The 14,642-nt window shown below is 72.7% G+C and carries 10 protein-coding genes; 2 read left to right on the forward strand and 8 right to left on the reverse strand.

The annotated features are described in order from the left end of the window. Positions 1 to 39: 39 nt before the first annotated feature. From ACFHVL_RS26080 to ACFHVL_RS26115, 8 genes are all read right to left on the reverse strand, one after another. Positions 40 to 3,684, reverse strand: a complete 3,645-nt coding sequence (locus ACFHVL_RS26080; protein ID WP_416631079.1) for a hypothetical protein — start codon at positions 3,682 to 3,684, stop codon at positions 40 to 42. Positions 3,685 to 3,711: 27 nt separating this feature from the next. Further along, positions 3,712 to 8,385, reverse strand: coding sequence for a hypothetical protein (locus ACFHVL_RS26085; protein ID WP_416631080.1), 4,674 nt, complete (start codon positions 8,383 to 8,385; stop codon positions 3,712 to 3,714). A gap of 83 nt (positions 8,386 to 8,468) precedes the next feature. Continuing rightward, positions 8,469 to 9,302 carry a ThuA domain-containing protein gene (locus tag ACFHVL_RS26090; RefSeq protein WP_416631081.1) on the reverse strand — a complete coding sequence of 278 codons (834 nt, stop codon included), beginning with the start codon at positions 9,300 to 9,302 and terminating at the stop codon, positions 8,469 to 8,471. 54 nt (positions 9,303 to 9,356) lie between these two features. Further along, entirely contained in the window at positions 9,357 to 9,773 is a 417-nt protein-coding gene (locus ACFHVL_RS26095) for a GbsR/MarR family transcriptional regulator (protein ID WP_416631082.1), read from the reverse strand. Between the two features lie 36 nt (positions 9,774 to 9,809). Continuing rightward, the gene (locus ACFHVL_RS26100) at positions 9,810 to 10,868 is read right to left on the reverse strand and encodes a sensor histidine kinase (protein ID WP_416631083.1); all 1,059 of its coding nucleotides are present in this window, start codon (positions 10,866 to 10,868) and stop codon (positions 9,810 to 9,812) included. After that, complete coding sequence (locus ACFHVL_RS26105) at positions 10,861 to 11,667, reverse strand: response regulator transcription factor (RefSeq protein ID WP_416631084.1); 807 nt, start codon at positions 11,665 to 11,667, stop codon at positions 10,861 to 10,863. The genes ACFHVL_RS26100 and ACFHVL_RS26105 overlap by 8 nt, the downstream gene beginning before the upstream one ends. Before the next feature lie 10 nt (positions 11,668 to 11,677). Beyond that, entirely contained in the window at positions 11,678 to 12,262 is a 585-nt protein-coding gene (locus ACFHVL_RS26110) for a DM13 domain-containing protein (protein WP_416631085.1), read from the reverse strand. 70 nt (positions 12,263 to 12,332) lie between these two features. Beyond that, positions 12,333 to 12,731, reverse strand: coding sequence for a hypothetical protein (locus ACFHVL_RS26115; protein WP_416631086.1), 399 nt, complete (start codon positions 12,729 to 12,731; stop codon positions 12,333 to 12,335). Positions 12,732 to 12,837: 106 nt separating this feature from the next. On the opposite strand from ACFHVL_RS26115, the gene ACFHVL_RS26120 reads away from it, so the two are divergent. Then, positions 12,838 to 13,389 (forward strand): TetR/AcrR family transcriptional regulator, encoded by a 552-nt coding sequence (locus tag ACFHVL_RS26120; protein WP_416631087.1) that lies wholly within the window; start codon positions 12,838 to 12,840, stop codon positions 13,387 to 13,389. A gap of 179 nt (positions 13,390 to 13,568) precedes the next feature. After that, a complete protein-coding gene (locus ACFHVL_RS26125) occupies positions 13,569 to 14,507 on the forward strand; it encodes an oxidoreductase (protein WP_416631088.1) in 939 nt (312 codons plus the stop codon). Positions 14,508 to 14,642: the final 135 nt, after the last annotated feature.

Consider the following 14,642-nt stretch of genomic DNA (forward strand, 5'->3'; position numbering starts at 1 on the left):
TCGACATTCACTCGAAGCAGATTGGATCACGAAGCACGATCACGATACGCAGCAGTCGCGGTCGACGGCGGACAGTGGCGACGTACGCAGGATCCGGACCTGACCCAGGTCGCCGCCGAGCGGGTCGACGAAGCCGCCGTTCGGCTCCGGCAACACCTCGACGCAGAGCACGCTGACCGGCAGTCCGTCGGGTAGCCCGGCGGCGGCCAGCGCCGACCGCACCTCTGCGCCCGTCCAGTACGTCTCCCCCTCCACCGGCAACGGGACCGACCGGTCGTCCCTGCCGCGACGCGGGATCGCCAACCGGCGCAGGCCGACCTGCACGTTGCGGCGGGTGGCCGCGTCGGCCTGCACGACCCGGGCGTACAGCACCGCCCACAGCTGGGTGTTCGGCGGGTTGGGCAGCACCCGGCGCAGCCCGACGTACGGGGCCGCGTACGGGGCCCGGACCCGGATCGCGCCGTCCGGTTCGGTGAGCACCGTGCAGACCAGCTCGGGCGCCGGATGCGCCACCCCCTCCAGGAGGAGTGCCTCGCCGAAGCGGCCCTGTGCGGTGGACCAGAGCGGATCCTCGGCCGGGCCCCGGTCGTGCCCGACCCGGATCTCGTAGGTGTAGAACGAGAACAGCTCCGGCGAGCCGGGGTCGGTGTTCGGCGGCAGCGGCACCAGGAAGTGCCGGTCGCTGTCGGCGGCCGGTTCGAGGCGCTGCATGGTGGCGTAGCCGGCCAGGTCCTGTACCTGCCCGGGGGAGACGGTCCGGACCAGTTCCGGGTCCAGCGGCAGCGCCGGCACGGTGGCCGGGTCGGCGACCGGGTCGGTGCCGGGCAGCAGCATCGGGTCCGGGGTGACGGTCAGCGGCCGGACGAAGTAGGCGTCGCGCGGGTCGGCCAGCGGCTCGGCGAACTCCAGCCAGAGTCGCCGGATCCGGGGCATGGTCGCCGCGTACGCCGGGTCGGTGCCGTAGGGGGTGAGCGCGATGCCTGCGGCGACCACGCGCGGCACCTGCCTCGGCGGGGTGACGATCGGCAGCGTCGACGAGATCGACCGCCGCACCTCGTCGCCGCCGTCGAGGCGGACCGTCACCTCGTAGTCGACCTGGACCTCGTACGGCAGCCCGTCGGGCCCGAGCGGTGCCGCGAACGCGTCGAGGAACACCATCCGGGTGAAGCCGCGGTCGGTGGCGCCGGTGGTGGCCTGCACGTTGACCGAGTCGGCCAGCTGGAGCACGCCGACCGGCGAGACGATCGGCGGCCCCCCGCCGGGTGCCTCGGGCAGCCGGACGGTGCGGATCAGGGTCACCGTCGGTGAGCCGGCACCCCGCCAGGTCCAGTCCCGGTCCACCACCAGCGTTACGGCGTTGAGCCACTGCCCGGCCAACTCGGCCGGATCGGTGAACTCGACGGTGCCGCCGTCCGGGGCGAGGTAGTGGCCGAGCCCGGCGCAGCCGAACACCACCCGCTCCCCCGGTACGCCGAGCAGCGTCGACCCGCCGGCGACCAGGTCGAGTGCGCCGGCCAGCCGGCCGAGCAGCGCCGGGGTCGGTGCGTTCTGGGCGGCGACGGCGTGCACCGCCAACTGCGTACCGGTGGGATCCGGGCGAAGGAACACCGACCGGAGGGTGTCGGCTGGCGGCAGCGGACGCAGCAGGTCGGCTTCGGCCGCCGGGTCGGCCAGCCCGTGCAGGTCGATGATCTCGGCGGGGCCGAAGCGGGCGGCGTCACTGCCGAAGTAGCCGAGGTCGTCGCGGCCGACGGCGCGCAGCTCCAGCCGCAGGTCGCGGCCGGTGATCGCGGTGACCGGCCCGGTCACCAGCCCGTCCGGGCCGAGCTGGTCGGTGACGTCGACCGCCCGGTAGTCAGCGGCGTCCACCCAGGACAGTGTGACGTCGAGCGCGGCGGACACGTCGTCGGGGTACCGCCGGGTGGTGGTGTACCAGTCGACGTAGCCGTCGGCGTCGGCTGCCGGGTCGAACGCGGGTGCCTTGAGCAGCAGTCGGATCTGCAGCAGCGCGGTGTCCGGGTCGGCGATGCTCGGCACGGTGGCCGCTTCGGGCGGGCCGGCGGCGTTGGCGGCGATCTGGGCGAGCAGGTCGGCGCGGGCACCGGGGCCGGCGGCGTACACCGCCTCCGGGTAGCCGAGCCGGGGGCGGTGCACCCGCAGCGCCGCCAGGGTGCCGTCCGGTTCGGGGGTGAACGGGTCGAGTTGCAGCCGGGCCGGCGGCCGGTGCCGGCGCAGGTGCAGCAGCGCGGTCGGTGCCTCGCCGACGCGGACCGGGTCGGTGATCAGCTCAGGGCCGCCGCCGGTCGGGTCGGCGAGGCGGACCCGGAACTCGTACGACTGGCCGTAGCGGGGCACCACCGTGTCGGGGTCGACCGGCACCGCTTCCTCCGGTGCGCCGGCCGGCACCTCCATCAGCCGCTGCTCGTCGTCGGTGTCGACGACGAGTGATCCGCCGCGCCAGCGGACGAACCAGGCGGGCAGCCACAGCTGGCCGCTGTGTTCTGCCGGGGCGACCTCGCTCCAGCGTTCCTCCCTGGCCACCCCGAGGTCGACGCCGAGGTGCAGCGGGGCGTCGACCAGCGACAGTGAGGTCCAGTCGGGGCCGCCGGCCGGGCGTACGTCGACCCGGTAGCCGAGGACGCCGCGCGGGGCGAGCACCGGGTCCTCACCGTCGGGTGGGGCGCCGAGGGCCCGGTTCTGCCCTTCGAGGATGTCCTCGTCGTCCCAGCCGAGTTGAATGCCTTCGTCGCGGGCGATCGGTGCGCCGTCACCGGCCTCGTCGAGCAGGTCGGAGCTGACCGGCTGCCGGGCATGCACGATCTTGGCGAAGCCGTCGTCGAAGCGCAGCGCCTCGGCGAAGACCTTGTCGTAGTTGCCGAGGGTCGCGGCCTCGGTCGCGTCGGCGGAGACCGGGAACGCCACCGGCGTGAAGACGGGCCGGGTGCCGTCGGTGGGCAGCGGCGGTACCCGGGTGGCGAAGGCCCGCAGCAACGCCGGGTCGGCGGCGACCTGGTCGGCGTAGTCGCTGTGCGCGGCGAGGTCGACCCAGAGCCAGCCGCCGGCGGCCAGTCGGGGGTCGGCGTCGAGTGGTACGTCGAGGGTGACGACCAGCCCGAGGGCTTCGGCCAGCCGGGGCCGGCGCAGCGCGTACGCGATCGCCTCGCCCCACCCGACCGCCATCGGTGGGACCGGCGGCATCGGGTCCGGCGGGCATTTCATCAGGCAGTGGTAGCTGGCGTCGGTGACGGCCATGGAGGTACGCGGGCGGACGAACCCGAACGACCGGCGGTAGCTGCCGGGCAGGTACTTGCGCAGCTGCCGGGTGCCGTCGCGCTGCTGCGGGGCGAACGTGTCACCGGCCGGGCCGGCGGGGATCTCCAGCGCCTCGCCGATCGCGGTGAAGATCTGCCGGGCGTGCGGCGCGTGCCGGGTGTCCGGGGCGGCGGGCAGGATCGCCGTCTGGTCGACCCGGTCGCGTTGCGGCAGCGCCAGCACGGTGTCCGAGATGGACGCCGCGAAGGCGAGCTTGGCGTCGGCGAACGCCGGCACGCCGGGTGGGGCGGGCAGCAGCGGCGCGAGCGGGTCGGCGGCCGGGGCGATCAGCAGCCGTACGGCGAGCGTCCGGCTGGTGTGGTCCCACCGCTGCAGGTACGGCACCAGGGTGAGTTTGTGTGGCGTGGCCATGTCCGTCTCCTATCGTCGACCGGTGGGTCAGAGGGTCGCCGTGTCGGAGACCTGGTAGGACGCGCTGATCGAGATGATCAGGAACAGATCGACCTGGATCTTGACCGAGCCGGAGTAGTCGCACTTGGTGGTGCCGGCGTCGTCGTACACCAGGCCTTTCAGTTCGGCCCGGATCTTGACTTTGACCACGGCGAGATCCACGCCGGCTTCGATGGCGACCAGTCCGCCGTACTTGGTGGTGTCGGAAACCGCGTCGTAGGTGAGCACGAACCCGATGCCGAGAAACGCGTACGCCTGGAACGGTCCGATCGTGCCGCGCACCCCGACCCCGACGAATGCGATCAGTTCCAGCAGTTCCGAGGTGACCGTCCCGGAGACCGACGTGATACTGAAGGTGATTTTGCCGCTGACGATGACGAAGACCTCGACGACGCCGACCGACAGCACCGGAATCCGGCCCTCGAGCTCGACACCGAATTTGCCGGACGCCTTCGGGCCGCCGGTGGCCAGGTCGACGCCGGCACTGGCGCCCAACGACAACGTCAGGTTGAAGTAGTCGCCGAGCGGAAGCACCGACTTGGGGAACTTGACGATCGTCTTCGCCTCGAACTTGACCTCGTGCTTGGCGTTGGCCGCGCCCAGATCGATCGGTCCCTGCACTCCCCGGTCGCCGATGAACGGCAGGTAGCGCAGGATCTCCTCGATCTCGGCCAGCAGCAGCGAACGCAGTTGGGCAATCTGTGGCCGCTGGTCGGTGCCGCCGACGATGTGCAGCTCCGAGCCGGTGAGCGCCACCATGCCCGCGACGTCGCTCCAGATCCGCAGCCCGGCGAAGTCGGCCGACCAGCGCTCCTCGCTGACCTCCAGGCGCAGCGTCGCGGTGTCGTAGCGCAGGTTCGACCCGTGCCCGACGGTCCCGGCGAGCCGCAACTGCGCCGGCGGGTTAGTGAACGTCACCGGGGCGCTGAACGCCAGCGTGCCGGCCGGGCCGACATCCAGGTACAGTGCGCCCGGCGCGGTCTCCAAAGTATTGGCCGGCGGCGGGAACGCCCCCTTGGAGCTTGACCGGGCCAGGATGTCGGCCAGCGCCGGCCGGTGCCGCGACTCGATCTTCGGCACCCCGGGCGCCGGCACCACCGGCCGGGGGAACAGGAACGCGTGCGTCGGGGTGGACTGCACGAAGGCGTACTCGTTGGCCGGGTCGGTCGGGCGCAGCAGGTCGGCGGCGTCAGCGAAGCGGTACTCCCCCGGCGCGCCGGCCAGCGGCGGCATGGTGATCACGTCGGTGTTGGCCGGGTACTCGATCGGGTAGCGGCGGATCAGTGGCGTGCCACGGCTGTCCGCGACCGAGGTCGCCTCGCCGCCACCGGGCGGCGCGCCGACCACCGGCCGGACCACCATCGACCAGGATCCGGTCGTCGGCAGCTGAGGGGTGCCGCGCACCGTCGCCACGAACACGGCCGTACCGGCGTCGTCGGCGAGCCCGACCTCGACCCGCTGGGCGCGCATCGGCAGACCGCTGCCACCGACGTCGAGGTACGTGTCGATCGGCCCGCCGATCGGACCCTGCGCCTCGATCAACGCGCGCAACGCGTCCACGCCGGCCGGGTCGTTGCTGGGGGCCAACTGCAGCCAGCCGAGCACCCCGGTCGCCGGGGTCGTCCCGGCGGCGCCGTCGAGGGCCAGGTCGGCGTCGAAGTGGTACGGCACCAGTTGGGTTGCGCCGTGGCCGAACACCGCGCCCGGTGCCGGCCGGATCGAGCGGACGTCGAACAGGCCCCGGAACACCCCGGCGTCGAAGACGTACGGGGCGACGGCGATGGTGCCGTCGGTACGCGCGTACCGGTAGTCGAACAGTCCGGGGGTGAACGCCTGCCAGCCGCTGTCGCGGCGGATCACGCCACCACCGGGGCGGCGTTCGACGGTGACCGAGCGGGTCACCCGGATTCCCCACGGATGCAACACCGTGTTGACCTTGATGATCTCCATCGCGGTCCGGCCACCCATCACCCGGAACTGCACCTTGGCGGTGGCGGAGAATGCGGCGAACGGGTTGTTCCAGTCGCTGAAGTTGCTGGCGCCGTAGCCGGAGAGGTCGATTCGGGTCACCGGCACCCGTGGTTCGGCCGCCATGTCGCTGTTGAAGATCGCCTCGACGCTGCCGGCCGGGTCGGCGACGGAGCCGAGCACCGACAGCCCGACCGGATCCCCGGTGGGCAGTTCGACACCGTTGATCAGCTGCCGCATCCGGCCGGCGAAGGTCGCCGACACACCGCCGCCACCCGGCCGGCCGCCTTCGGCGTGCGCGGTGATCTGGATGCCGCCGAGGGAGTCGTCGAATTCGGGCCGGGTCAGCCCGAGCAGGTCGGCCGGGCGCGGCCCACTGTCGTACGGCTGCACCGTCACCGCCGCGATCAGTCCGAACGGGAACGTGGTCCGCACCCCGACCGGGGTGCCGTCGCCGAACGCGGCGAGCGTGCCGGCGACCGCGTCGGCGGGCACCACCGGCACCAGCCGCTGCGAGCGGGCACCGAGCTGGGTGGCGCCGCCGTCGGTGGCCGAGGCGAGCGGCGTGGGGAACAGTCCGAGGGTGGCGACGTCCTGGTCGGCGTCGAGGGTGCGTACCGGTTCCCACTGCACCTGCGGCAGCGCCAGCACCCGCAGCGCGGCGACCTCGGTCCGGGTGGCCAGTCCGGCGACGGCGAAGCCACCGGCGCTGGCCGGCGAGTGCGAGCCGGCGGCGCCCGGATGGTTGGGGCCCACCCCGATCCCGACGCCGAGCAGATCCTGGTTGGTGGAGACGTCCAGCAGCAGCAGGTTCGGCGGCGGTCCCAGCACCTCGGACAGGTAACGGTCGATCAGGACGACCGATTCGCTGTCGGCGTGCTGGGCGGCCTGCACCCGCTGGCCGCGCAGCTCCAACTCCAGCCGGCGGGCGGCGTCCCACTGCGCCGCGGTCTTCTTGTCCAGTCCCAGCCGGCCCTGTCCGACCTGGGTCGGTCCGACGTCCGGGCCGGTGGACTTCGGCGGTGGTGCCGGCGTGTCCGGCGACGCGACCCGGCCGGTGACCGCCAGCTCGGCACCGAGCTGGCCTTCGAACCCGACGGTCACGTCGGCTGGCGCGGTCCAGACGATCCGGCAGATCAACGCCGCCGGCGGGGGTTCCCGCCCGATCCGGGGCCGGAGCAATGCGGCGTTCGACACGTACGGGTCGGGCAGCGTCGGTGCCCAGGCGTGCAGGCCGAACGCCAGTTGCGCGGTGCCGTTGTCGATCAGCATCGGGCCGGCGGCGGTCGGTCCGGCCGGCCCGGCGAGGGTGCCCCGGACGTAGCCGAACGCCGGCATCGTGGTCCACAGCAACGCATTGCGCAACGCGAACTGGTGGTGCCGGTGGGCATCCGCCGGGACGGCCGCGCCGAGCAGCGCGGTGATCTCGCCGTCGTGGCGGGCCAGCAGCAACGTGCCCGGCCCGGTCGGGGTCGGCACCGGCTGCCCTGCGGTGGTCACCGGCCGGTCCAGGGCCACCTCGCTGGTGCTGGTCACCATCAGGTGTTCGCCGTCGACGCTGTCACAGCGGTAGAACAGCCAGAACGTGTCGTCGTAGGTCTGCCGCCAGCCGAGCCGGTGCCCGCCGCCGCCAGCGATCGCCCACAACTGGATGTCATGGGCGACCGGCGGCGCCAGCGGGGCGACCGGCTCGGCGAGCACCGTCGCGCTGGACGCGGCGATCGCGATCCAGGCGCTGTCCAGCGGGTGCTCGCGCGGATCGGGGGCGTACCAGCGGGCGGTCAGGCCGGTCACCCGCAGCAGCCAGGTCGCGGCGGTGGACGCTTCGCCGAGGATCGCCGGGTCGGCGGCGACCACCACCGGCAGGCCGAGTCCGGCGTCGTGGACCGCGCCGGTGCCGGCGAAACCGACCAGCGGGTTGCCGGCCGGGTCGGCGCCGATCGGGGTGCCGTCGACCTGGGCCGGTTCGACGGCGTAGCCGAGCACCAGCGTCCAGAGCCGCTCGACGAACGTCCAGCGTCCGGTGGCCGGGCCGAACCGGAACTCCTGCGCCCACGCCTTCGCCGCGCCGGGGTCGCCGACCAGCTCGACCGCCCCGGTCCGGAACCGGAACGTTACGGAGCCGGGCAGCTCGGTGCCGGTTTCGGCGGTGGTGCAGCCGCCGTGCGCACCGCCCGGTGCCGGATCCGGCGCCGGGTCGAGCCGGAGCACCGCGGCGAGCGGGGCGGGCACCTCGATGACGTCGCCGTGCACCGTCGCCGTACCGAGGGTGAGCGTCCCGCCGGTGACCGGCAGGCCGGCGTACGCGTCGGCCGGTAGGCCGCCGAACAGGTCGCCGCGGATCCACACCGTGCCGGCCTCGATGTCGACGACGGTGCCGGTGCATTGCACGGTCGCCGGCCGGGACTGCGTGAACACGAACGCCGGTGCGCTGGCGCCGACCTCCTTGACCTGGACGCGCCGGGCGGCGACGTACGCCTCGTACCAGACGTCGACCCCGCCGGGGGTGCGTAACGGGCCGATCCGGCGGGCCGGGACGAGCCCGCTGAGGCTGTCGACGAAGCTGCCGGCCAGTAGCTGCTCGCGTTCGTCGCGGCGGTGGATCAGCCGGGCGTCGCGCGGTAGTTGCGACGCGGACCGGGCGGCGGCCGACGCGGCGAGATGGTGCAAGGTGGTACGGAATGGTTCTGACACGCGCTCCTCCTCGGGGAGGTTGCTGCGGCCGGGCTTGGGCCGGTCTGCAGCGTGCACCAGATCACGCTCCGTGTTCAATCAGATCATGGATAGTTTGCCGAACTGCAGTCGGCGGGCAGCTGGCCAGCGGCGTAGCGGATGCCGCCGAGCAGGTGGGCGCGGAACTGTGGTTCGGCGTACGCCTCGATGGTGTGCCCGCCACCGGTGTAGAAGGCACGGCCCCCGGCGTGCGTCTTGCACCAGACGTGCGGGTGCGGCTGCCCCATCTCGGCGCCGGCGTAGCTGGTCTCGTCGAGGGTGGCGAGAATGCGCGCGCCGGTCGGGTCGGCCTGGTAGTCGTACCACTCGTCGGTGCGTTCCCAGCGTGTCGGCAGGTGCGCGGTCGCCGGGTGCGTCCGGTCGACGACCTCGACGGTGGCCGGCTGCACCTGCGGGTGGCGGGCGAAGTAGGCGCCGACCAGTTCGCCGTAGAAGGGCCAGTGGTGTTCGGTGTCGGCGGCCGCGTGCACGCCGACGAACCCGCCACCGTCGCCGATGTACGCCGCGAAGGCCGCCCGGCCGGCGTCGTCGAGCACGTCACCGCTGGTGTTGAGGAAAACCACGGCGGCGTACCGGCGCAGGTTGTCGGGGGTGAAATCGGCCGGGTCCTCGGTGGCGTCGACGGCGAAGCCGTGCGCCGCGCCGAGGTCGCCGACGGCGGCGACCCCGGCCGGGATCGAATCGTGCCGGAAGCCGGTGGTCCGGCTGTAGACCAGCACCCGGTACGCGGGCTCACCGGGCTGCTGGCCGTCGCCAGCCGGCCGCTCCTGCCCGGCCTCGCCGGCGGGCCCGGTGCAGGCGAGCATCACCAGTGCCGCGAGGCAGCCGAGCAGACCGGCTCGCCGCCGCTGGTCGCCGGTACGCGGACCGGTGCCCATCTCGCCCGTCCTCTCGACATCCGGTTGTCCTGTCAGCGTCATCCTCGTACGGGATCAGCGTGGCACGGACGTCAGCATCCGGCTCCTTCCGTACGGTGCGGGCGGACAGGAACTCCTGCCAGTCGGCGGTGATCCGTTCGAGTCGCGGACGACCAAGCGGTACCACAGGCCTTCGTCGACGGCGTACCGGTCGCGGCGCTGACCGGGCGGCCGCTGCCGGGTGACGAAGCCGATCCGTTCCAGGAAGACGATCGACTTCGAGACGGATGCCGGGCTGACCCGCAGCCGGGCGACCAGATCGGCGCCGGTGAGCGAGCCGCTGTCGCTGAGGAAGAGGCTGACCAGCACCCGGGCGGTCATCTGGGGGAATCCCGACTGAACCATCATCGCGACGAACTGCTGCTCGAAGTCCCGTACGGCGGCGAGGTGATCGACCGGCTCGGCCGGCTCCGGGGTGGGCTCGACCGGCAACGCCGGGCCGACCGGCTGGACCGGTGGAGTCCGGCGTCAGCGGGCGGCGGCGGGCAGGTGGACCAGGAACCGGCAGCCGGCGCCGGCGTTCGCCACCTCGACCCGGCCGCCGTGCGCCTCGACCAGTCCCCGGACGATCGCCAGGCCGAGCCCACCGCCGGTCGACCTGGGATCAGCCTGGGCCGTCGCGGCAGCCGCGGTCGGGCTGCGCGCCGGCTCGCCACGGAACGCCACGTCGAACACCCGGGGCAGGTCGGCTTCGGGGATACCACCGCAGGTGTCGGCCACCGCCAGCCAGGCATGCTCCCCGTCGCGGCCGGCGCTGACCTGCACCACCCCGTCGTACGGGGTGAACCGGACCGCGTTGCGCAGCAGGTTGCCGACGATGCGGGCCAACTCCGGTTCGCTGGCGACGACCGCCGGCCAGCCGAACTCGGCGGCGGCCAGCCGGATACCGCGCGCCCGGGCCAGCGGCGCGGCGGAGGCGAGCGCGTCGGAGACCACCTCGGCCAGCTGCACCGGACGCAGCGACAGCCGCAGTGCGCCGGCGTTGATCCGGGACAGCTCGAACAGGTCGTCGACGAGCTGCGTCATCCGGTCGGTCTCGACCCGGATCCGCCGGTGGTACTCGGCGGTGGTGACCGGGTCGGCGACGACACCGTCCTCCAGCGCCTCGGCCATCGCCCGTAGCCCGGCCAGCGGGGTACGCAGGTCATGCGACACCCAGGCGACGAGTTCCCGGCGGTTGGCTTCGGCCTGGCGTTCCCGCTGGCGAAGCTGGTCGGCCCAGACCGCGTCGCGGGCCAGCCGGCCGCCGAGCCACCAGCCGATACCGAGGCTGACCGCTCCGGAACCGGCAAGGACCAGCAGCACCACGTCACGGTCATGGGCGGACAGGAACATCGCCTGGGCAGCACCGACCACCCCGGCGAGCACCGCCAGCACGGTGATGGTGAGCAGCACGGTGACGTGCACGGTGATGGTGCGTCGACGGGCCATCCGCAGCGCTGCCGCGCCGGGCAGCCCGACCAGCAGCGACGCGCTGAGCCCGACCGCGAGGATCACGAAGATGTCGCCCGGTGGCAGGTCAAGCATTGCCGGTCACCGGCTCGTAGCGGTAGCCGACGCCCCAGACGGTGACGATTCGGCGTGGCTGCGCCGGATCGTCCTCGACCTTCTCCCGCAGTCGTCGCACATGGACGGTCACGGTTGACTGGTCGCCGAAGTTCCACCCCCACACCTGGGCGAGCAGTTCGTCGCGGCGGAACACCCGCGCCGGGTGCCGGACGAAGTGCAGCAGCAGGTCGAACTCGCGGACCGTCAGCGCGAGGTGGGCACCCCGGTGGCGGGCCAGCCGCCGGCCGGTGTCCAGGAGCAGGTCTCCGTCGACGATCGTCGACCCGGCGGCCGGGCCGGCGCTCGCCGGGCCGTCGCCGGCCGGGTCGGCACCGGGCGGGTCGGCACCGGGCGGGTCGGCACCGGGCGAGCCGGTGGCTGCGGTGGAGCCGGCCCGGCGCAGCACCGACCCGACCCGCAGCACGAGCTCCCGGGGGGAGAAGGGCTTGGTGACGTAGTCGTCGGCACCGAGCTGCAGGCCGAGAATCCGGTCCGCCTCCTCGCCGAGCGCAGTCAGCATGATCACCGGCACGGTGACCGCCCGCTGCCGGAGCCGCCGGCACACCTCCAAGCCGTCGATCCCGGGCAGCATCAAATCGAGCACCACCAGATCGGGTGCCGCCCGGTCGACCGCCGCCAACGCCGCGAACCCGTCGGCGGCCCGGTCGACCTGGTAGCCGGCCCGTTCCAGGTAGCGGAGCACCACATCGGACACGGTTGGATCGTCGTCGACGACAAGCACCCGGACGGGTGGGCCGGCGGAGGTCGGGGGGCTCATCGCGGACCGCTCAGGCGGTGAGGTCGGCGGCGCCGAAGGAGACCGAGAACCGCTTGCACCAGATGGATACGCTGGTCAGCTCGGTCAGGTCGACGTCGGCCGGGATGTCGTACACCTGGTTGCCCTGGTTGCCCTTGAGCCGGTCCAGCTCGGCCCACTGCCCGTCGTCGAAGACGAACCAGCCTGCCTGGCCTTCGAGCACCGGCTGGTCGGAGAGCCAGACCCGCAGGTCCGGGCCGTTGGAGGTGGCGAAGTCGCGCAGCACGAGCTGGCGGCGGCCGTCCCCGAGCTGGACCACCTGGGCGGTGCCGGTGGTCTCGTGTTCGTGGGTGACGAACTCGCCGGACGCGAGCAGCTGGTTGCCGGCCGGGCTCGGGCTCACGCTGGGACTCTCGCTGGGAGTGTCTTCCGGGGTCGGGTCCGCGTCCGGGGTCGGGGCCGGATCGGGGGCCTGGACCACGGGTACGGACTCGTCGACGACGTCGTCGGTGACGAGTTTCCACGGCTGGAACCAGTAGCCGCCGAAGATCACACCGGCGACGACGACGACGGTCAGGGCCCAACCCATCGGGCCGGAAAAGAAGCGTTTCAACACGCGGACCAGCGTACGGCGGAAAGGGTCGCCGCGACCCCGGTCGAGTTGTTGTGGAACCCTTACGGCCTGCTCAGCTGGTCGCGACACCGTAGGCGAGCGACAGCAGGGCGATGGTGAGTGCCGCCGCGCCGAGCACGGTCAACGTGTTGCCGACCGACCATTTGCCGGGTCGGCCGATCGCGGCATGGAGGAAGAAGCCGCCGGACTGGCTGATCGTTCCGGCGGCGAGCAGGGCACCGACCACCCAGGTGTACGGGTCGGACAGCCCGGCGCGGGCGGCGATGCCGAGCGAGGTGAGGGTCAGCACGAGCAGCACCCCGGCGTGCGCGTGCCCGGCCTTGAACAGCGACAGTTGGTAGGCGTTGAGTTTGCCGGCACCGGTCAGTCGCATCAGCGAGTAGCCGCCGAACATCACCGTCGGCACGCTGACCAGTGCGATCACCGTGAGCCACTTGTCCGCCGTACTCATCAGGGGTATCTCCTTTGGTCGTCGCTCCCGCGCGCCACGATCTTTACATCGACAAGATACTCACGTCGGGTAGCATCTTGTCAACGACAAGATTGGAGAACGCCAGATGCCGCAGCCGTACCACCACGGCGACCTGCGCCGGGCCCTGCTCGACGCGGCGAGCGCGACGATCGCCGAGAGCGGGCCGGCCGCGTTGAGCCTGCGCGACCTGGCCCGCCGGGTCGGCGTCTCGCACGCAGCCCCGGCGCACCACTTCGGCGACAAGACCGGCCTGCTCACCGCGATCGCCGTCGAGGGCCTGGGACTGCTCGCCGAGGAGATCGAAGGTGCCGGCGGCGACATCCTGGCGGCCGGTCGGGCGTACGTGCGGTTCGCGGTGACCCACCGGGCGCACTTCGAGGTGATGTTCCAGCCGAGCCTGCTGCACTTCGACGCGCCCGAGGTGGTGGCCGCCCGACAGCGGGCCGGGCAGGCGCTGCGGGACAGCCTCGCCGACCCCCGGGTGCCACCCGACGACCAGGACAACGCCCAGCTCGCCGCCTGGTCGATCGTGCACGGCTTCGCCACCCTCTGGCTGGCCGGCGCGCTACCCGCCACCCTTGGCGACGACGCGACCGCCGCCGTACACCCGGTCATCCGCCTCCTCTTCACCCCCTGACCCCGCCCCGCCCCGCCCCGCCCCGACGATCTTGCAATTATCGAGAGCTTTTGTCTTATTTGTCGGTCGATAAGTGCAAGATCGCCGAAGGCGGGTGCCCGCACTGGTTGACAGATTGGGTCGAAGGAGTAAAGCTTGTCGCGGGCGTCAACATGGGCGAGAGGTTGGGGTGGGTAGGCATGCGGAAGTGGACACACGATGACATTCCGGATCAGACAGGACGGGTGGCGGTCGTCACCGGGGCGAACACCGGCATCGGCTTCGAAACGGCCCGGATGCTGGCGCACAAGAACGCGCACGTGGTGCTGACCTACCGCGACAAGAGCAAGGGCGAGTCCGCGCTCGACCGGATCCGGGCCGAGCGGCCGGCCGGCGAGGTCAGCGGCGCACCGCTCGACCTGGCCGACCTCGACTCGGTCAACGCGTTCGCCGACCACTTCCAGGCCGAGTACGACCAGCTCGACCTGCTGATCAACAACGCCGGGGTGATGGTGCCGCCGCTGGGGCGCACCCGGCAGGGTTTCGAGCTGCAGTTCGGCACCAACCATCTGGGCCACTTCGCGCTCACCGGGGAGCTGCTGCCGCGACTGCTGACCGCACCGGCCGCCCGCGTCGTCACCGTCTCCAGCCTGGCGCACCGGATGAGCGGCATCGACTTCGACGACCTCAACTGGCAGCACCGCCGCTACCGGCCGTGGTCGGCGTACGGGCAGAGCAAGCTCGCCAATCTGCTGTTCACCACGGAGTTGCAGCGCCGGCTGACCGAGGCCGGGTCGGCGGCCCGCGCGGTCGCCGCCCACCCGGGGCTGACCTCGACGCAGATCGGCCGGCACGCCGGCCGGTCCACCGGCGGCAGCCCGTCGCGGATCGAGCGGATGATCCGGATGCAGCCGGCCGATGGGGCGTTGCCGAGCCTGCGCGCCGCCACCGATCCGGGCGTCACCGGCGGCAGCTACTGGGGCCCGGCCCGCCGGTTCGGGGTAATCGGACCACCGGTGCCGGCCAGCAGTTCGTCGCGGGCCCGGGACACCGTGGCGGCCCGGCGGCTGTGGACCGAAAGTGAGCAACTGACCGGTGTGACGTACTCTTTCGCGGTGGCCGAGCGTACGGAGCGCTGAGCATGTCCCCGACGGCGGACCCGGCGCAGTCGGGCACCGCGCAACCCGGCAACCTGGCGACCCGGCCGGGCGGTGCGACCCAGCCGGGCGGTGCGACCCAGCCGGGCGGTGCGACCCAGCCGGGCGGTGCGACCC

The sequence above is a fragment of the Micromonospora sp. LOL_023 genome, from assembly GCF_048060115.1.
Classification (GTDB): Bacteria; Actinomycetota; Actinomycetes; order Mycobacteriales; family Micromonosporaceae; genus Micromonospora_E.